Raw genomic sequence first — 20100 nt, 5'->3', positions numbered from 1 at the left:
CTTAGGACTTGTTGAACATCTGGAGCATACGGCGCGTGACCATAAACCCGCCGACGATGTTGATCGAGGCAATGAGCACCGAGATGCCCGCAAGAATGATGACGATCCAGCTGCTTGACCCAACCTGCAACAGAGCGCCGAGAATGATGATGCCGGAAATTGCGTTGGTGATCGCCATCAGCGGTGTATGCAAGGAGTGTGCAACACCCCAGATCACCTGGAAGCCGATGAAGACGGCAAGCACAAACACAATGAAGTGCTGCATGAAGTTGACAGGCGCATAAGCACCAATCAGCGCCATAACTGCACCACCGAGAATCAACATGCCAATCTGCTTGCGACCTGCTGCTTTTGCTGCGGCTGCAGCGTCAACGGCTTTTTCTTCCGCTGTTTTTTCAGGCGCTTTTGGCTTCTGCGCTGCAATTGCTGCAATCTTTGGCTTTGGCGGCGGGAAGGTGATTTCACCATCCTTGGTCGCCGTTGCACCGCGGATAACATCATCCTCCATGTTGATGTTGGCCTGACCGTCCTTCTCAGGGGTCAAGTCTGTCATCATATGGCGGATGTTGGTGGAGTACAGTGTGGAAGACTGGGTTGCCATGCGAGACGGGAAGTCAGTGTAACCGATGACGATAACGCCATTATCCGTTACAATTTTCTCGTCCATCTTCGTCAGTTTACAGTTGCCGCCTTTTTCAGCTGCAAGGTCAACAATGACTGAACCCGGCTTCATGGAGGCAACCATGTCTTCGGTCCACAGCTCCGGTGCATCGCGGCCCGGGATCAGTGCTGTGGTGATAAGAATGTCGATATCAGGTGCCAGCTCACGGAACTTGGCAAGCTGTGCTTCGCGGAATTCAGGAGAAGAAACAGACGCATAACCGCCAGTTGCGGCGCCGTCCTGCTGTTCTTCCTTGAAATCCAGATAGACAAACTCAGCACCCATGGATTCAACTTGCTCAGCCACTTCCGGGCGAACGTCGAATGCCAGCGTGATAGCGCCGAGCGATGTGGAAGCACCAATGGCTGCAAGGCCAGCAACGCCGCCGCCGATAACCAGAACCTTGGCTGGTGGTACTTTACCAGCAGCGGTGATCTGACCGGTGAAGAAGCGGCCGAAATTGTTGCCTGCTTCCATAACAGCGCGGTAACCGGCGATGTTTGCCATGGATGACAAAGCATCCATCTTCTGCGCGCGTGAGATACGGGGAACCATATCCATCGCGATCACATTGACCTTTTTGTCCGCAAACTTTTGAAGCAGCTCACCATTTTGTGCTGGCCAGAAGAAGCTGATGACTGTTTGTCCCGCATGGGTCAGGTCAAGCTCAGAGACTTCTGGTGGACGTACTTTGATGATGATGTCCGATGTTTCCCAGAGCGTTTTTGCATCTGTGACAACTTTAACACCAGCTTCTGTGTAGTCCGCATCTGAGAAATTCGCAGCTGCGCCAGCACCAGTTTCAATAGCACACTCGTAACCCAGCTTTTGCAGCTGGAGGGCGCTAGCCGGTGTCAACGCGACCCGACGTTCCCCGCCAAGGACTTCCTTAGCAGCCCCTATGATCATGTTATAACCTCTTGTGTGTTAATAGGTTTCCAGCAGAAATCGCTCGTTACCAACTGTTCCAATCGTTTCTTATTCTCTTTCCCAGCGTAGTGGCTGGTACAGTTTTTGCGCAATGCGCCAAAGGCCCTAAAATCAGTTATGGTGACCAAAAGGAATCTTTTGGGCCAATTCTGCTCGATAGGCAGCGTAAGCTCCTTGGCGTAAACTGCAAGTCTCTCCTAAAAACGACGAAAGCCCCTCAACATTAAAAGAGACCCCGTTCAATTCCCAGTAGAGTAAAGCACTATCTGATCAACAGAAACTGACATTTACCCAAGTGTTAGTGATCAAACTAAAGAATGAGGGGCCTAAGTGAAAATGAGTCAATCTCAATAATCATCGTGTCGGACAGGTTTCCACGACAGATGCACTTATCCTCACGAGCATAGAGTAGCTGGTAAAATTTTATTAAAACAAGTATAAATGCTTATTATACTTTGAATGTTGATAAAATTATTCCACACGCTTCTGCGGAAGTTATATTTGAGGTGGTGCTTATGTCTGTTTCTCAGAACCCCTGTCTAGCCTGTAATATCGGGCAGGATTGTTGCAATCGGCTCACAGGATTAAAGGTTTCAGAGGCCGAATTCCAAACTCACTTCCAACACCACGCAGATCGTATCTCCGTCCTGAAGACGGGCAAGATTTACGAGATCAGCGCTCTGGATGAAAAGCCATGTCCAAATTGGGAAGAACAGTGCACGGTCTATGATACACGCCCGGTGGAATGTCGTTTGTTCCCCCATACAATTGGGCAGGTTGTCGAAAAAGAGCATGAGGTTCTTTTAACTGTTCACTCCAGAACCAGTTGCCCGTTGAAGGCCGACCTCAGGATGTCGGAGAGCGATGCGGTGGAGATGACAAGAGAATTCGGGGTGAACTCTTATGGCAGCAACACAGCAATTCGGGTCAAGCGCGAGACGGGAATTGCCTTTTTGCAAGCCCTTGCGCACCGGGCTGTCAAAAAACTGAGCAACTGAACCACGAAACAGTCGCGTTGTGTTGATAGTGGCGTGGTTTGCATTGTTTTGCGTTTTTCGGAGTTTTTTTGCGTTCCTATGCAAAAGGCGCTGCTTTTGCCGCAGCGCCTTCTATGACTCGGGTGAGAAGAAGTTATTCCCCTCTCAAATTGATATGCCAAGGTTGATTAAGCCGAAACTGCCGCTGTGATCAGAATTTCAACCTTCAGACCATCCATTGCCAGCTTACATTCACCGCAAGCACGGGCTGGTGGGTTCTCAGCATCAACCCATGCATCCCAAATGGAGTTCATTTCTGCAAAGTCAGCAACATCGTTCAACCAAATAGTAGCTTGAAGAATACGGGACTTGTTGGAACCAGCCTGCTCCAGAAGAGAGTCAATGTTTGCCAGAATAGCGCGGGTCTGTTCGGCGGCCGTTGTCCCTTTGGTATCGACCTGACCGGAAAGATGAACGATGCCATTGTAAATAACGACTTGGCTCATGCGGGTGCTTTTGTCGAGGCGGATAATATCAGACATGAAAATTCCTAGGACTTATGTAAATCGTTGAGGTGAAGGAACCGGACTGATCTGAACGCCATAAATGCCCTTCTTGCAGATAAGCTACGAAGCAAAACTACCGGGGATTCAATATTTAGGAATCTCCCTTGAGAGAGTGCCGCATTGGCAACACAGTAATCCGCACTGCCAATTGTCTATTTCCTCATGTTGCGAAGGCTCATGCGATAAATCACATCATGGCCATCCCAATAACGGTGCTTCAAAACCGCAGCAACGTGAACTGCAACCAGTCCCAATAAGGACCATGCCAACCATTTGTGTGCCAGAGCTGTTGCCTCTTCCAAATTCACGCCAGCAAACGTCTCCATCGTTGGGAACACTTTTGGCATAGCGATAGTAAACCACTTGACGCCATACCCACCAAAATCAACCTCAGCCCATGCAACAACCATTACTATGAGTGGCAGCAGATAAAGACCTAGGTGTCCGAGATGAGAGCCAACCTTTTCCCAAGAGCTTAGTCCCTCTGGTAAAGCTGGAGGACGGTTGACGAGACGAATAACAACGCGAACCAACAGCAATCCTAAAAGGGTGACGCCGATGGAAATATGGAGATCGAAGAGGCTTTCTTGCAATTCAGTTTCGTCAACTGATGGAAGGGTCATGACATACCCGATCAACCACATAGCCAAAAAGCCGAGGGCCATCAGCCAATGCAGTATTCGAGACGAGCGCACATATTGTTGATTGGTCATAATTTTCGCCACTTATTTTTTTGTTTAGCCGCAATCTGACAACCGCAAATGTCGTTTCAGGTAATCTGAAATCTACGTGTGAATGCTGCTTTTTGCCCAGGAACTGATATTCTCCCATTCTGAAGCCAACCTTAAATCTTCCAGTGTTCTGCTACTCAATTGAAAGCGATATCCGTGCTCCACACACCTCACTCGTGTCGCAAGCCTTGTCGGTTCTCACAGGGAGACTTCCGGTTAGACAGATTTATCTGCGAGTGCGATGAATTGGAGAGAGGGGGCCCATCTCAACAGCGTGATCAGCCGTGCGACGTTCAAACCCTACATTGTGTTAGGACAGGTCCTTCGCAGATGCCTTGCGGATTTCTCAAGGTCCCTTCAGAGGCTAAATTGAGCGCACGAATAACGGCATTGCCATAATTGCGACTGAAAATAGCGGCAGAGCGACCTGTAGAGTGGAAGCCAATGGTCGCCTCCATTTCAAGCAGTATTGTTTTGGCGTTTGGTGCCAGCTGAGATGCTGCGCCAATGCCAGCGATGCCTCCGCCAATGACCAAAAAATCGCACTTCTCTGCCATAGTTGTCCTCATCAGGACGAATTATTTAAACTGATATATCTAGCAGTTTTATGAGTGATTTGCGGTTAAAAAACGGCCTTTCGCGCGTCTATATTGTGCCCGTAACAATTAAGGGATCGGGTAGCTGCGGGCGACTTCAATTTCAGGCTCGTAAATTGGCTGGCCAAATAGGTTGACCAAAATGTCAATTTTGCACTTCGATTCTGAGGTAAAGTTAAGAAGCGGCATATTTTTGAGACAAATTATTTTGGTAGACCGATTTCTTGTTGAACTAAGAATTCCTGTTTTTGATTACTGATAAATCGACGTAAACCATGCCAATATGAAGAATGTATAGCGAATATTTTGAAATGTTACTATGAAATACTTTGATTACACGTCTTTGCAAAATTACTTTAAAGTATACTATCAACTCAGAATTAGAATACTTTATTGATGTACTCAACATATATCGATTATAATCTATAAAATTACTTAAGTGCTAAACTGAATATCGGATAGAATAACGACACTCTCTAAGTATTTACTGAATTTCGGGCAAGCGTCTTTCCCAGCAAAAACTGTTTATCTGCGGCAGATCATTAGTACCAACACCTAACCTTAATATTTTGGTTGACCTTTTAAGAAAATTGGTCAGAAATGGCTACAGAGAGATATCGCTGAAGGGAAGTCAGTCGGTATTTCGGGAACGACACACTATTTCGGGAAATTTGTACCAGATGGTTTTTGTCTGTGTACTTCAAGGGAGAACTTAGAAGAATGTTCCGTAAATCTCATTTTATCGGTGCTGTACTCACCTCCGCTTTGTTGGTTGGCGCAACTGTTGCAGACGCTAAAACCCTTAAGGTTAGCCACAACTTGCCGACAGACAACCCAGCGAACATCTCTCTGGAGTTCATGGCGAAACGCGTTGACGAGCTTTCTGGCGGCGATCTTAAAATGCGCATTTTCGCTAACGCGCAGCTCGGCACACAACGTGAATCTGTTGAACTGATGCAGAATGGCCTTTTGGACATGGCACGTTCTAATGCAGCTGAAATGGAAGCATTTGAAGAGTCATACTCCGCTCTGACCCTGCCTTACATTTTTGAAAGCGAAGATCACTTCTACAAAACTCTGACTTCTGATGTTGCTGAAGACATTTTCATGTCATCAAAAGACAAGGGCTTTATTGGTCTTGCATTCATGGTTGATGGGTCGCGTTCATTCTACGCGAACAAAGAAATCAACAGCCCGGCAGACCTGAAAGGCATGAAGATCCGCGTACAGCCTTCCCCATCCGCAATTCAGATGGTTGAGCTTCTCGGCGGCGCGCCTACTCCAATCTCCTTCGGTGAGCTGTACTCCGCTCTGCAGCAGGGTGTTGTTGACGGTGCAGAAAATAACCCACAGGCACTGGTGGACGTACGCCACGGTGAAGTTGCAAAAATATACTCCCGCGACGAACACACCATGATCCCAGGTGTTCTGATGATCTCCACCAAAGTGTGGGATGGTCTGGAAGCTGACGATCAGAAAACTCTGAAAACAGCTGCTCGCGAAATGATGGACTTCCACCGCGATCTTTACAACACGCAGACTCTTGAAGCGATTGAAGCTGCAAAGACCAAGCTTGAAGTGAAATTCGTTGAAGTTGAAAAAGCTCCATTCATCAAGGCAGTTCTGCCAATGCATGACGCGCTTTCCGAAAAATCCCCTAAAATGGCTGATCTGGTTGCACGCATCAAAGGTCTTGCTAAATAATATAAGAAGTTTCTAGCTAACAAACTTTATGCCCCGCCTCAATTGAGGCGGGGTTTTTTATGGTTTGGCCCTCCTGGGAAAATCATCATCCACGCAATGAACAGTGTTAGACGCCACTTAATCCGGATCAACTTTAATGCCTAAACCGTTCAGCAGCAGATGCTGTTGGCTGGCAGATATAATGAGACCCCGGTAGTCTTTTAGGGATCTCAATTGGAGCGCACCAACTTGCCCGCCTCTAAGGTCTGCATAGGAGAGATCCAGACGATCCGTTTCAGTGTCGCTAAGGCTCGAATTTTTGAGGTTTGCGCTGCGCAAGATAGTGTTTTCCAAATTGGCACCTGAAAGGTTGCAGTCAGTCAGGGTGCATTCCTCCAAATCCAGATCTGACAGGTTCGCATAGGTGAGCTGGCAGTCCAAAAACGAAGCGCGCGGTTTGAGCGCGCGCTTGCTCAACACCTTACCGAAGTCACATTTCTCAAAACCGGTCCCGCTCATCTTGCAACTCTGAAAGGAAACGCAAAACAGCTCGGCATTTGGAAAGTGCGTAAGTCGCAAATCGCAATTGGAAAATTCACAATTGGATAGGTCGCTGAAGCGGAAGTTAGCGCCAGCACGAGTTTCTGGATGGTAGAAATCGCAGTTCTCAAAGGTTGCCTGCCGCAGGTCGCAGTTTTTAAACGAACAGTCGAGAAACTGGCAGGCCTTCCAGTGGGTATCTCTCAGATCCACAGAGTCCAGCGTGCTTCCTTCTTCAATTTTACAATTGATGAAGTGTTGATCCGTGAGATCCTCTGTCTCAAGAGATTGAACAAGCAGGATTGCATTTTCAATTGGTTTACCAGAGGCAATGAGATTTGCGAATTTCGCTTGGGTGAGGACGCTATAAGTGTCTGAGGTAAGCATGTGAGCACCATAAAAAGAGGAAGGGCCACTTTGCCATGCGCAAAGCAGCCCTTCAACCGGTGTGGTACTTTTAAGAAAAAAAAGCCGGCGCCGCCTTTTGAAATACGGAAGGCTTAGCCGGTTAGGCAATGACTTATAAATATATCGGAAAACCCTACTCCCCAAGCAAGAGGGCCTTCCATTTGCAAACGGCAAGGACAAAATTCTGGAAAGAAGCGCGTCTTCTGTGCCAAGACTGCTTCCGTAAACATGTGCCCCAAATACCTCACGTTTGCAGATATGAATTTAGCGGGATTTTGTCGTGACGACTTGATGCAATTGCACTAGTTTACCGTAGAAATACATAAATTTTGAAAATACTACCTAATTAATTGAAACATATACATAAATACCATTTTTCACTCAGCATCGGCATATATGATGCATAAGATGAGGCATACACTATAGCGTAACCAAGGCAACTCCCCTAAACGGAGGGCTTATTTCCTCCAAGGATAGCGAGAGAGTGTGGTCATTACCAATCGCACAATCTCCGTCTGTGATCCTACATCCAACCGGCGGGATATATTGGCGATATGATTGCGGGCCGTATTGTAAGTTATGCCCAATTGATCCGCTGCTTCACGGGTTGAAGAACCACTGGTCAACGCTTTCACTACCTCAGTCTCTTTAGGTGTGAGGTTGAGCAAATGGCCAATTATCTTATCGGGCACCTCAACAAAGTCCGTTGGATCAAACACCATCAACAGACAGTAATTTGGTCTGGCCAAAAAGCGAGCGAGGTAGTCCGGGGCATCGTGTTTCTTATCAACGGGATTGATGAAAATCAGAGTATTGGGACCAAACTCATTCCTGATTACCACCGGACTTGGTGGCAGACCTGTGGAGATGGTTTGTTTGATAGCGCTGTCCAGTGCTACGGCTTCATCATTGCCTTTGGCGGAAAATCGTTTGTAGCGCCCGACCTGCAGGTTTGTGTGCGAAGACAATAGATCCTCCGCGCGCTTATTGAGCACCTGAACGCGACATTGCTCATCCACCACCAACGCTGAGAACGGCATTTGCTCCAACCAGAATTTACCTAAACCTTTCGCTGGAGCGACCGCTTCTCGCATCCGCCGTTGCAAGGATAAATGGAATGCATTGTGGAAAAAGGGCTGTAGATACCGGACCTCCTCATAGAGCTGGTCCTCGTCTTCATCCGAGACCGTTGAAGGTAGGCTAATATTAACGTAGGAACACAGCCCTTGCTGCCTGTCGATCAAAAGTGTTATTGCGCGATCGATGTTGCTGTTGGGTTCAATGAACAGGCCCATATAATCGCGATGAACCTCATCCTGATGAACATGGCGATGCGGACGACAGGGTTCATCCAGAGACGCATTTTTTAAGAGGCCGGGCAGAGGGTTTAACTCTGCGACTGGTGCAAACGTTTCATGAAACGACTTATCGACGTTGAGCACACTGCGGAAGTCGTATTGATTGTCCAATAGGTTTTGTACGTTGATAGCAAACGGAAATTCAGAATATTTGTCCTTAAGTTGTTTTACGGCATTTTCCAATGGCTCTTCATTCATGAAGGTCCGAAAGATATCTGTAATGCTCTGGTCCAATAGCGGTGTCATACGAACACTTTTGCAATCTGGCTCGCAGAGGGGACGTACAACGCGTGCGTATCTTCTGTTTGCTAATAAAGGGTTATCTCAAATATATGAGATTTCAGTGGGTTAAATCAAGTAACTTGACTATTTGATAAAGATTCCACATTCCGCAGAGGCATATAAGCCACAGTACGTGCGTCCGAAGCGGTGAAAAAATTGAAAGAACCCGAAATGGAAAACTTCATTTGATTGAATATTCTTATTCCATAACCTGTATTATCCGATATTTTGAAGGGTGAGTAGCATTATCGAGTCATACCGATTTTGATTTAAAGAGTTCTCGGAATTAGAAATCCTATCAAGCAGACTGCGTGGGAGCTCTTATCTAAGTGTTGCACTAGAGCTTGTTGCTAGCTATGCGATTCAGAGTTTCCATGAGCGTTGATCTGTAGAGCTGCCGCAGGCACATACGATGAGCTGTAGCAAGCGGTAGGCCATATCTGCGATCTCTTTACCGATGAGGTGTGCTACACCTTCTTCAAGGCAACAGCATAAGAACCCGATCAAACGCAGCAGGCACTAGAGTCGTATTTTTTTAGAAGTATAGACACATGTTCGACCCGATGGTGAGCGTTTGCCGATGGTCGTTGATATCAATGGAGTACACGCCCAGTATCCCAAATTCAGTCAGTAGAAAGCTGGTCCCTTTAACCGAGGATGACCGGTTAGTGCTGCGTGATTAACCTAATTTTATGCCACAAAAATATTCGGGCGAGCCCCCTCCTCTGTAGCATTCAGGAAATATCAGAGGTGCTGGCTTGTAGAAAAAGTTGCTTGCGGACGGGCCCTGCTTTAGCTGGGTCCGCCCCAATGTAAGGTCAATCTCAGAACTAGCTTTCAGCGTTTAACTTGCTTTCAGCGTTTGGAATAAGTCGAATGCTTGATCTGGCTTCAGGTTATCATGAACGACACCTGAGACCGCCTGAATCATTGCTGCTGGAGCTTCTGATTGGAAGACATTGCGGCCCATATCGACACCTGCAGCACCTTGATCAATTGCCCGGTAAGCCAGCTCTAAAGCTTCCAGTTCGGGAAGTTTTTTGCCACCAGCGATTACAATAGGGACTGGGCAGGAAGCCGTTACCTTTTCAAAGCCTTCGCAGTAGTATGTTTTTACCACGTTGGCTCCATTTTCCGCGCAAATACGGGATGCAAGGGAGAAGTACTTGGCGTCGCGGGCCATGTCTTTACCCACAGCTGTTACCCCCATGACAGGAATACCGAATTTTTGCCCTTCATCGACTGCCTTATATAAATTTGCAACTGTCTTGGCTTCCGTCGCGCTGTCGCCAATGGCCACCATTATCGCCAGAGCAGAAGCGTTGAGGCGAGCCGCATCGGTCACATCCAGAACGACGTTGTGATTAAGCTCTGTGAGAATGGACGAGCCAGCGTCGGAACGGAGGCATATGGGTTTTTGCAGAAGTGGCGGAATACTTGATCGGATTATGCCGCGTGCAGCCATCAAACAGTCTGCGTATTTGGCAATGGGCACGATGTTCAGGTCGATACGTTCCAGGCCCGATGTTGGCCCCATTATGAAGCCGTGATCAAAGGCCAGCATTACCGTACGACCGGTGTCTGGCCGGAAAATGCGGCTCAATCTGTCTTTGATGCCCCAATCCAGATGGTCGCAGCCTTTCAGGTAAAATCCGCTTGTTTCTAACGGTTTGTCCAGCCCGAAGTCTTTGCCTTCTCTGATATCATCGAGATCCGCCATGACTGTGTTCCTTGCTAATAATTTTCGGCTGTTTGGCCTGAGTGAAATTCTCAGGTTTTATGGTGCGTAGCTCACCCGCGTCAGAGCGCTGTGGCAAATCCTTCAAACAGGAAGCTGATGCTCGTAGCTCCCGGGTCTAGATGACCTATGGAACGTTCTCCCATCAGTCGGGCTCGGCCAAACTTGGCGACGTATGCCTTCGTTTTTTCAGCGCCTTCGGCAGCTTTCTCCGCAGCCAAACTAAAGGCCGTTTCAATTTCACCGGATTTGCGAAGTTCACCCACAAGAGCCTCAGTTGCCGGAGCAAAGGCGTCCATCATGGTTTTATTGCCAGGCTCAGCTTTGCTGGTGGCCTTAAAGCCGACGAGCCCTGCTTCGAACATGTTCGCGGTTTGCTCAGAAGTAAGCTCATCATCAGGTGCTTTGGTTGCCAGACCAAGGAAGTAAGAGCCCAGCAGAGGGCTGGTGGACCCGCCATCGCACATCATGATTTTCATCGCGATGCTCTTGATGAGCTCACTTAAGGGCTTCTCGCTGTTTTCACTAATGGCATGTGTAACAGCTCTCATTGTTCTGAGGATCGTGACACCGTGATCGCCATCACCAGTTGCTTCATCCAGTTTGGAAAGCATTGGATGGCGCTCTTCAATGATAGCTGCTGCTGCTTTCAGCATTTCTATGAATTGGGCCTTTGTTAATTTTTTTGACATGGCCACTTTACCTTTCTTCGGTGTAAAGCCGTCCACGGCGCATTCCTGTGCCGTGGAGTCTTTCACGTGTTCCGTATCACCACACTGCCAAATTGAGGGAGGTATGCCTCGGTCTGGCCCGTGACCGGCAGTCGGAACTTGTCTTTTTGCTGTAAATACTTAGCGAACCCGGTAGTAGGGCGTGTCGCAAGGTTCGGTCCAAAGTTGCTTCAGTTCATCATCAAGCTTGCAGGCGATCATCTGATAACCAGCTGCTTCCTGAACTGTCAGGTATTCACCTGCTTCACCCTGAACCACTTTAATTCCAGCCGCTTCAAAGTACTTCGTTGCGTCTTTGAAAGTGATCAGCAATTCCATCAGAGTGGACTTGCCTGACCCGTTAATGACCAAGAGAACTTCATCACCGGACTTAAGCTTCAGCTTTTTGACAATTCTTTCAGCAAGCAGATCAGCTGTATCCTTTGCGGATTTCATAGGCATGCGTATGCCGCCGCCTTCACCGTGCTGACCAGCGCAGATTTCCATTTCGTCTGCACCAATCTCGCCGCAGTCACCACCGGTTGATGGATGTGTTGCGATTTCAGATAGCACGGCAATGGTTGCTGTGTTTTCATTCACCTTGCTGGCAATGCGATAGACTTCATCAAGGTTTTTGCCCTGTTCAGCTGCAGCACCCGCCATTTTGTAAACGATAAAGCAACCACCAAGTCCGCGTCCTTCTTCATCCTCAGTTGGGCGGATCTCTTCGTTGGTGAGAACCTCCTTCACAAGGATGCCTTCAGCTGCGGCAATCTGCTTTGCCATTTCAGCGCTCATTACGTCGCCAGCATGGTTGAGAGTAACGAGGAGTATGCCAGCATCTCGTTTCAGAGCGCGCATCGCTTCAACGACGGTTGGAGGTCCCGGAGCCGCGAAAACATCACCGACTACGGAGATATCAAGCATGCCTTCGCCAACCCAACCCTGCAGAGCCGGTTCGTGACCTGAGCCACCAAGCGTTAAAACAGCAACTTTGTCTGAGCTTTTTTCCGTCTTACGGCAGAGCAATTTACCCGAAACGAGCTTGATTTTGTCGGGGAAAGCGCAAATCATTCCCTCCAACATTTCAGCGGTCAAAGTTTCAGGGTCGTTGATGAATTTTTTCATCGCCATGTCATCTTCCTTCCTTGTCCCAAGGGACATTCGAACGATAAGATTTTGAATTTTCAGGGGCTCAGACTTAGGAAATCGACAAGAACTCGACCGGCTGACCGTCTTCAATTATGAAGCCTACACGAACGCCAGGCGCTGAATCAAAAGGCTCAAGCAGGCGTTCCTTACCGGCCATAGCCTCTTCAACATTGTCAACTTTGTAGGCGATGTGAGCTTCCGTTTTGAGGAGTTCAGGCATCGGACTGCCTTCTTCAAAGCGTAACCATTCGATGTGGGCTTCACTGGTCGCAGGGTCAGTGACATACAACTTTGCGTCAGCCATGTAGTTTTCATTGGGACGTTTCACGGATGTCGGAATGCCAATGTGATGAAACTCTTTTCTCATTTGTCCTCCTTCTGAAACGTTCACGGCCTCTTCAAAATACCGGTTATGGTCTTGTTGAAGCTCCCAGCCAATTGACGTTCCAGCGCTGTTTAATTGGGTTATTCGCTACCCATAAGCAAACGGTAACAATTGTTCAGACAATAGTCAATATGAAATTATCATTTGACTGGACATATGTTATTGTTGAATTAACATCTTGAAAAGTAGGTTTAAATTGGGAACTGAGAACACTATTTCATTCAAGGAATAACATAGTGTTCCTTGTTTTAACGCCGAAACAAGACGGGAAATTTGCGTTAAAAATTATTGGGGAATTGTAAGGCCAGAATATCTGCTGAAAAGATGAGAGGAGGTCGAATTTTGCCACCCGTTTGCTTCGGAGCAAGTCACCAAGCAAACTTGAATGAAGGTAAGGTTCGTTTGGATGCTCTATATAATAATGCTCTGCCAAAATGTAATCCGGGCAGAGCTTACAGAGCAGTTGAATCTAATAGTATTGGATCAAAGATTATCTTCGTGGAACTTAAGTGTAGCCCGTGCGGTGAGCTCATCTACGATCAGGTCGGTGATCAATCCTGTCATCAAGGCGCCGCGTAATGCCTCGGCTTTTTCTGTGCCGCCGACAATCGCAATGACACGTTCTGTATTCCGGATTAAGTCCCGAGGGATGCGCACAACAAGATCGTCTTCACTTTCAATAAAGTTACCGTTCTTGTCGAAGAAATAGGTGTCTATTACGCCAACGGCCTTTCCAGTCTTCAACTTATCGCCAAATCTCACTGCAGTTGCTTGATCGGGTACAACCGGATACGTGTCGACGCTGAGGATGACCGTATCCAACTCTGACCAAAGCTTGTAGATGGTTTGAAACTCGAAGGTATCCTCAAACAATTCTTTATCAGCGCGCGCATTGGGAAATGCCGGGGCGTGTAAATATTGAGGTGTAAACCCGATTTTCTCGGAGAAAAGCCGGGCTAACTCATTTGCTTGCATCGATTTGATTGGAAATGGTGCGCTGCCGATTACCGGGCACACCTTATGGTCTGGGCTTGCTTGCGTTATGCTTGCCTGGAGTTTTTCGGTAAGCTCGCCAATTGTTTCGCCCCAACCAAGGCCTACATTTTTCATCTCTGGCAGAAGATTGTCGATATAGCCCGCAGCCTGAGACACCAGCAGTCTCTGAACAAGTTTCTCTTCTTTTGCACTCGTGGGAATGATGATGCCTGCTTGTACGTTAAAGTACTTGCAAAACTCAGCCATGAGATCTTCATCGCTGCCCATGGGGGAGACAACTTCAATGCGCACAATGCCTTGTTTGCGGGCATCAGAGAGGATTTTGCTTACAGCCGGACGGGAGATGCCCACAGACAGAGCAATTTCGGCCTGTGTCAGTTCCTTCTCGTAGTACATCCGACAGATCTCGACCATCCGCAGAGTCTCGCGGTTAATCCTCAAAGGGGTCGTCTCTGTCACTGTCATTCTTCTAGATTTCTCTGCAGCTGGAATTTGTTGCGCGTGAATTGGCCACCAACTTCGATTGCCCAGCTTCACTCTAAAATTTTCTGGTCAATAGATTACGTGTGCGGTCAATCAGGCTTATCTAACGTAAACATCTGAAACATAGCAAGGTAAAAAGCCAAGGAAAACTCCTACAATGCCATAGAGGAGTTGCAAGTAAAAACTGAAGTGTTCTCGTTTTTTCCACCAAATCCGACTGTATGTCTTAGCTATCTATTTTCAGTGCCTCAGATCCGTGGTGACGGTACTGAGGCACTGAAGCTTACGCTAGGTCAAGCAAGAAAGAATTTTCCATTCGGGTGGCTAAAACGAAGGCCCTCGTGATCATGGTGTGACGCATACTCTGTGACGATCGCGCCTTCTGGCCCTGCCCGCATCCAATGTCGCTCCCCCGGAGCAGAAAGTCTGGCCACATTCCCTTCTGTGACTTCTTCGCGATGCAAGGCAGTTGTGCAATCTTTGTGGGAAGAAGGAATGTCAGCGTTCACACCTTCTGTGGCTTCACCCTGTGCATAGGTAAAGATCTTCCCATGGCGCACATGCCAGGCTTCCAACTTCTCGCCGGTATCATCGGTTGCTACATGGTAATGCTCTGGAATAGCCTGATTGGGCAGCAAGAAGATCTCATGCCCGCTGATGTTGTAATCCGCATCTGTCATCCAGAAGATACCAGCCATGCCGGATTCGGAAAAATTGCCGATATTGAAATCTTTGACCCAGAAATCGTCCGTCTCAAACCGCTTTGGGATGGGGTAGTTATAAAACCGCATCATTTCCAGATAGGTTTCACGCGCAACTTCCATTTTGAACTTACCGTCATCGGCGTAGAAGTGCTCGTTTGGGTAGACCTTGAGTTTGTTTGTCATGGTGTTTTCCTCTAAGGATCTTGTGTTGTGTTCAATGAATTTTGGAGTGGCTTTGCAAGGTCGCTACGGCTTGGTGCAGCGACCTGCTGAGAATTTCAGCTGGACTTCAGGGTCAGCGTTTGTCGGAAAAGCGAAGCGAGGCCTGCAAGACTGCCGGATTTGGCGCGTTCGTTCAGGATCATCGCAGCAATCAGAACCACACCTTTGATAATGGTCTGCCAGAAGATCAGGACGTTCAGCATGCTCAGGCCATTGCCAATCACAACAATGATCATTGCGGCAATTAAAGTGCCCAACACCGAGCCCTTGCCGCCTGTCAAAGGTGTCCCGCCCAGCATCATAGCAACGATGATGTCCATGTAGAAAATCTCATAGACACGCGGATCTCCTGTCCCAAGGCGGGAGGCCGTCATAATTCCTGCGAGGGAGGCAAGCAGGGCCACGACCACAAACAGTGACATGGTGATGAAGTTGACGTTGATACCAGACAGCACTGCTGCGTTCTTATTGCTGCCAATGGCCATGGCGTATTTGCCAAGCAATGTCTTGTTTGCCAACACCCAGAAGAAGGTGCAGCCGACAATGGCCATCAGAATTGGCGTTGGAATGCCAAGGAAACGGCCGTTCATAAGGTCGCTGAAATTGTCAGGCAGGCCGCTGCGAACAGACTGACCTCCACACACAACCAGTGCCAGACCAGCGCCGATAAACATCATGCCTAGTGTGGCAATAAATGGCGGAATGTCCCATTTGGTGACGAGGACACCGTTGATGATCCCAAAACACGCACCGGCAAGCAATGTTAGCAAAACGGCAAGAGAGAGCGGAACACCCGCCGCCGCGAGCATGGCATACAACACGCCGCTGAAGGCTAGGTTTGCACCGGCAGACAGATCGAAATTTGCCGTCATCATAAGGAGTGTTGCTGCGGATGCTGCAATCAACAGGGCAGATGACTGCTTCAACATGTTGAAATAATTTTCAACATTGAGGAAGTATTCTGATTTGTAACCGAAGTAGGCGTTCAGTGCGATGAAGACCAGCAGGAGAACAAAGACCTGGGATCTCGCAAAAGAGGTGAGCTTATCTTGCAGGGTCATTGCTTAGCACCCTTTCCTGCGACAACTTCCATGATGTAATCGGTATCAATCGTGTCGCCGTTATCTATTACTTCCCGAATTTCGCCGTCGTACATAAGGACAATCCGGTCACAGAGCTGTAAAACTTCTTGCAGTTCCGAGGTGAAAACCACAATGCTCTTTCCCTCGTTGGCGAGCTCGCGGATGATGTCGTGAATTTCCTGCTTGGCACCGATATCAACGCCGCGGCTAGGTTCATCCATCAAGACGATTTCGCTATCCCGGTTCAGGCATTTGGCAATAACAACCTTTTGCTGGTTGCCACCGCTGAGCAGCCCCACATGGTGCTCCCGGTTACTGGCCGCGATAGACATCGCCTTCATGTAGAAATCGGCCAGCTTATTCTCTGAGGATCGCTGAATCAGCCCGTGTTTGAGAACCGTTTTCATTTTCATCAGCGGAATGTTCTGACGAATTCCCAACAGGGCGAAAATACCCTCCTCGCGCCGTTCTTCTGGTACAAGAGCCAGCCCGGCTTTCAGCGCTTTGCTTACGCTGTTCAGGTGGGTAAGTTTTCCTTTGACGCGAATTTCACCTTCGCAGTCATGTCCATAAAGGATCTCGGAGACTTCCGTTTTGCCAGCGCCTACAAGACCGTAAAACCCGAGGATTTCACCCTTGTGGAGGTCAAAGCTCACATTCTTCAGCTTGTGGGTACAAGCGCCTTTGACTTCAAGGATTTTCACATCACGCGTTGATTTGCTTGGCACATAATCGTTTACAACGACCTTCCCCAGCATCAGGCGCACAAGGTCCGTGCGGTCCATTCCCTTCAATGAGCGGCTCTCGACCATTCTGCCATCGCGGAATACGCTGACATAATCCCCGATCTCGAATATCTCACTCAACTTATGCGAGATGAAGACCATGGTCACGCCATTGGCTTTTAGGCGGGCAACCGTTTCAAAGAGTTTTCTGGTTTCACCAAGGCTTAGGGCTGCAGTTGGTTCATCCATCACCAGGACGGCACAGTCCGCACATAGCGCCTTGGTGATCTCGACGACCTGCTTTTGAGCGACGCTCAAACTGCCAACCAGTGCATCCAGTGAAATTTTGCTGTCAAACGTGGCAAGGATATCCCGAGCCTTGTCGAGCATCCGGTTCCTTTTCGGAAAACCAAAGCTGTGCTCTTCCTGACCAAGTGTCAGGTTGCCGGCAATGGTCAACTCATCAACCACGTTGAGTTCCTGATAGAGAACGCTGATACCAGCTTCCATCGCTTCCTTCACACGGGTCGGGGCAAAAGGTTTGCCATCCAATGTGATCTCGCCGGAACTTTTGGCAAGGACGCCGGTCAGAATTTTGATGAAGGTGGATTTCCCCGCACCGTTCTCCCCGACGATGCAATGGACGGAATTCCTTTTAATGTCGAAGCTTACGCCCTTGAGAGCCGTTACTCCCGGAAAGGTCTTGCCTACATTGCGGATTTCCAAAATATTGGTGTTATCCATGACTACGCCCTACTCGCAACAGAGAAACGATGGTTGAGCATCAAAGAGCCGATCAGAATGACGCCATAGGCAATGCTCTGGTAGTAGAATGGAATTCCAAGCAGATTCAGGCCATTTCCAAAGAAGCCGACGACCAGTGCACCCAGCAACATGCCGAAGGTTGTCCCCACACCGCCCATCATGCTGGTGCCACCCAGAATAATTGCTACGATAATGTCGAATTCCAAACCCTTCGCCACGTTTGGCGCGGCAAGGCCCACGCGGGATGTCTGTAAGATGCCGCTGAGACCTGCAAACAGCGCGACCACCACATAAAGAAACGCGATGATGCCAACGGCGTTGATGCCTGACAGTTTTGCTGCCTTGAAGTTGGTGCCAACCGCATAACTCAGGCGGCCCAAAGCGGTGCGTTTTTCAATGAAAACAAACAGCAGGAAGGTGACCACCATCATGACAATTGCAAGCGGGATCATTCCGAAAATCAGTTCGCGGCCTAAGTCCACAAACTCCATCGGCAGGCCGGTCATGATGTTTGCACCACCGTCCCAACGTGCCAGGAGAAAGGCAAACCCGCGAGCGATAAACATAACGCCCACTGTCGCGATGACCGGATTGATGCCCAGCACCGCCACCGTTACAGCATTGATGCCGCCCCAGCCCATTGCGACCACACAGGTCAGCAGGACGGAAAGCTCAATCGGCACACCATGCTTTGATAAATAAGCATGCAGAATACCTGAGAATGCCAGAACACTGCCCACAGAAAGGTCGAAGTGTCCCGTAATCATCAGTAGGTTAGCCGCCGACGCAATTATGACAATCACTGCGACTTTGAGAAAAACGTTTGTGAAATTGGTTACGGAAAGAAAGTTTGGAGAGGCGAATGACAACCCCACCACAATCACCAGGAGCGTGCCTATTAAGACGAGTTTCTGGGTTTCTATTCGCAGTAACTGCTGAATCCTGCCCACCTTTACCTCCAGGCCTCTTCGCATGAGTGAGAGGCTCTCATTTTTGCAGTTTGGCATGTGCGTTGAAGACGGATGCTAAGCAACGCGGGGATTGGTTACTTGCCCGAGAGGAGGTTCCCTCCCCCGGACAGTGCAGATTGTTGCATTTGTTAAAGTAACAAAGCTCAACGTTGCTTGGCGACCATAGCTTTTAGGTCTTTTTCAAAGCTAAAGTTTTCTTCGAGGAAGGTCTGAGCGTCTTCAACGGTGGAGTTCCAGTAGTCGAACTCTGGGCTGTCTGTATCGATTTTTGCCCATTCGTCTTTAGCGATTTTGCCTTCAATCATTCCCATAAGGGTGTCTACTTCGGCTAGGCCGTTGTCACGAACCTGACCATGGCTTAGTTTGAAGGAGCTTTTTGGATTAAAGATCTTAACCATTGCATTTTCGCCGGCATCCACGCCTGCAATGATTTCGGTCAATGGCTTGCCATCGTCCATGCGTCCGCGTCCAAGCTGTTCGGTTGCAGCAAGAGCACCCAGAGCCATGTCATCATTCGCACCGAAAATGATGTTAACTTCAGGATTTGCCTGCAGAATATCCAGCGTCACTTCCATGGACTTGATCGTGGAACCGAAGCCATTTTGCATCGCAACAAGCTCTGCTTCCGGTGCTACGGACTGAACGCCTTTGAAGAATGGTTCAGTTCTGAGCACTGCAATTTGCTCAAATCCGCCAAAATTCAGGATGGCAACTTTTGGCAACTTGCTTGGGAAAGCCTTAAGCCATTGTTCAGCTGCAACTTCACCCATCCGGAACGAGGAAACTTCCTCTTTTGGTTGGATATGTGGTGCGGATTTTGTTTTTGGGTAAATCAGAGTGGTGACAATTGGAATACCAGCTTTTTGTGCAGCTGCAACTGCCGTTGCAGTCATACCAATGTCTGGTGAGTGTAGAGCAATGCCATCTACTTTCTGTGCGATAAGATTTTCTACTGCACTGAGAGCAGATTCACTGCTTGCCTGCCCATCAACGATAATTGTTTTTGCACCGTACTTCTCTTCCGCATATTCAGAGAAGATCTTTACAATAGACTGGTGGTAGGAATGCTCAAGTGTGAAGGGAATTTTCCCTAAAACAACTTGCCCGTCCGCTGCGCTTACTGGTGATGCGACAATAGTAAGTGCTGCGGCCATAGATACGATAAATGTTTTCATGTTTCCTCCCCCACACTCCCTCCCAGGACGTGGGTCCCCTGATGCTCGAGGTCTCGTAGCGCCGGAAGCTTCCCGCTGACACGTGAGCTACAGGTGTTCCTGCAGAATTCTCAAGCGAGCCATTTTGTGTAGCCTGATCCATTGGTGGACCGTGTATTGATAGTCACTCAACATCTGGCATATGTCAACACATATGTCAGATAAATGGCATGACATTTGTCAGATTCTTCTGACGGCCAAATTTAACTTTAAAAACAAGC

18 protein-coding genes are annotated in these 20100 nt (G+C 48.4%); 2 read left to right on the top strand and 16 right to left on the bottom strand.

The window, feature by feature from the left end; all coding sequences use genetic code 11:
- Position 1: 1 nt before the first annotated feature.
- A complete protein-coding gene (locus BLS62_RS28755) occupies positions 2–1570 on the bottom strand; it encodes a Re/Si-specific NAD(P)(+) transhydrogenase subunit alpha (RefSeq protein ID WP_093190531.1) in 1569 nt (522 codons plus the stop codon).
- Between the two features lie 536 nt (positions 1571–2106).
- Here BLS62_RS28755 and BLS62_RS28750 point away from each other — a divergent pair.
- Positions 2107–2589 (top strand): YkgJ family cysteine cluster protein, encoded by a 483-nt coding sequence (locus BLS62_RS28750; protein ID WP_093190526.1) that lies wholly within the window; start codon positions 2107–2109, stop codon positions 2587–2589.
- A 167-nt stretch (positions 2590–2756) separates the two neighbouring features.
- On the opposite strand, the gene BLS62_RS28745 is transcribed toward BLS62_RS28750, so the two are convergent.
- The 3 genes from BLS62_RS28745 to BLS62_RS28735 form a co-directional block, all read right to left on the bottom strand.
- The gene (locus BLS62_RS28745; protein WP_093190521.1) at positions 2757–3110 is read right to left on the bottom strand and encodes a RidA family protein; all 354 of its coding nucleotides are present in this window, start codon (positions 3108–3110) and stop codon (positions 2757–2759) included.
- A gap of 176 nt (positions 3111–3286) precedes the next feature.
- Positions 3287–3847: a cytochrome b gene (locus tag BLS62_RS28740; protein ID WP_093190517.1), complete on the bottom strand. Its 561-nt coding sequence runs from the start codon at positions 3845–3847 to the stop codon at positions 3287–3289.
- Between the two features lie 311 nt (positions 3848–4158).
- Positions 4159–4422, bottom strand: coding sequence for an FAD-dependent oxidoreductase (locus tag BLS62_RS28735; RefSeq protein WP_208991290.1), 264 nt, complete (start codon positions 4420–4422; stop codon positions 4159–4161).
- Positions 4423–5181: 759 nt separating this feature from the next.
- Here BLS62_RS28735 and BLS62_RS28730 point away from each other — a divergent pair.
- Positions 5182–6165 carry a TRAP transporter substrate-binding protein gene (locus tag BLS62_RS28730; protein WP_093190513.1) on the top strand — a complete coding sequence of 328 codons (984 nt, stop codon included), beginning with the start codon at positions 5182–5184 and terminating at the stop codon, positions 6163–6165.
- Between the two features lie 117 nt (positions 6166–6282).
- On the opposite strand, the gene BLS62_RS28725 is transcribed toward BLS62_RS28730, so the two are convergent.
- From BLS62_RS28725 to BLS62_RS28670, 12 genes are all read right to left on the bottom strand, one after another.
- Positions 6283–7071: a pentapeptide repeat-containing protein gene (locus BLS62_RS28725; protein WP_093191729.1), complete on the bottom strand. Its 789-nt coding sequence runs from the start codon at positions 7069–7071 to the stop codon at positions 6283–6285.
- A 479-nt stretch (positions 7072–7550) separates the two neighbouring features.
- Positions 7551–8696 (bottom strand): helix-turn-helix transcriptional regulator, encoded by a 1146-nt coding sequence (locus BLS62_RS28720; RefSeq protein WP_093190509.1) that lies wholly within the window; start codon positions 8694–8696, stop codon positions 7551–7553.
- A gap of 880 nt (positions 8697–9576) precedes the next feature.
- Entirely contained in the window at positions 9577–10452 is an 876-nt protein-coding gene (gene lsrF / locus BLS62_RS28715) for a 3-hydroxy-5-phosphonooxypentane-2,4-dione thiolase (RefSeq protein WP_093190504.1), read from the bottom strand.
- Between the two features lie 80 nt (positions 10453–10532).
- A complete protein-coding gene (dhaL, locus tag BLS62_RS28710; protein WP_143521632.1) occupies positions 10533–11162 on the bottom strand; it encodes a dihydroxyacetone kinase subunit DhaL in 630 nt (209 codons plus the stop codon).
- 159 nt (positions 11163–11321) lie between these two features.
- Entirely contained in the window at positions 11322–12314 is a 993-nt protein-coding gene (locus BLS62_RS28705; RefSeq protein ID WP_093191726.1) for a dihydroxyacetone kinase subunit DhaK, read from the bottom strand.
- Between the two features lie 67 nt (positions 12315–12381).
- Positions 12382–12699 carry a hypothetical protein gene (locus BLS62_RS28700; protein ID WP_093190495.1) on the bottom strand — a complete coding sequence of 106 codons (318 nt, stop codon included), beginning with the start codon at positions 12697–12699 and terminating at the stop codon, positions 12382–12384.
- 501 nt (positions 12700–13200) lie between these two features.
- Positions 13201–14172, bottom strand: a complete 972-nt coding sequence (locus BLS62_RS28695; protein WP_159436602.1) for a sugar-binding transcriptional regulator — start codon at positions 14170–14172, stop codon at positions 13201–13203.
- A 317-nt stretch (positions 14173–14489) separates the two neighbouring features.
- Entirely contained in the window at positions 14490–15083 is a 594-nt protein-coding gene (locus BLS62_RS28690) for a cupin domain-containing protein (RefSeq protein ID WP_093190486.1), read from the bottom strand.
- Positions 15084–15178: 95 nt separating this feature from the next.
- Positions 15179–16183, bottom strand: coding sequence for an ABC transporter permease (locus BLS62_RS28685; protein ID WP_093190483.1), 1005 nt, complete (start codon positions 16181–16183; stop codon positions 15179–15181).
- Positions 16180–17673 (bottom strand): sugar ABC transporter ATP-binding protein, encoded by a 1494-nt coding sequence (locus tag BLS62_RS28680; RefSeq protein WP_093190480.1) that lies wholly within the window; start codon positions 17671–17673, stop codon positions 16180–16182. The genes BLS62_RS28685 and BLS62_RS28680 overlap by 4 nt, the downstream gene beginning before the upstream one ends.
- Positions 17674–17675: 2 nt before the next feature.
- Complete coding sequence (locus BLS62_RS28675; RefSeq protein ID WP_280141893.1) at positions 17676–18668, bottom strand: ABC transporter permease; 993 nt, start codon at positions 18666–18668, stop codon at positions 17676–17678.
- A gap of 140 nt (positions 18669–18808) precedes the next feature.
- Positions 18809–19840 carry a sugar ABC transporter substrate-binding protein gene (locus tag BLS62_RS28670; protein ID WP_093190475.1) on the bottom strand — a complete coding sequence of 344 codons (1032 nt, stop codon included), beginning with the start codon at positions 19838–19840 and terminating at the stop codon, positions 18809–18811.
- Between the last annotated feature and the right edge of the window lie 260 nt (positions 19841–20100).

Origin of the sequence: Pseudovibrio sp. Tun.PSC04-5.I4 (assembly GCF_900104145.1) — a bacterium.
In the GTDB taxonomy this organism is placed as follows: domain Bacteria; phylum Pseudomonadota; class Alphaproteobacteria; order Rhizobiales; family Stappiaceae; genus Pseudovibrio.
The sequence above is the reverse complement of the archived record's forward strand: the minus strand, read 5'-3'. Positions and strand labels throughout refer to the sequence as shown.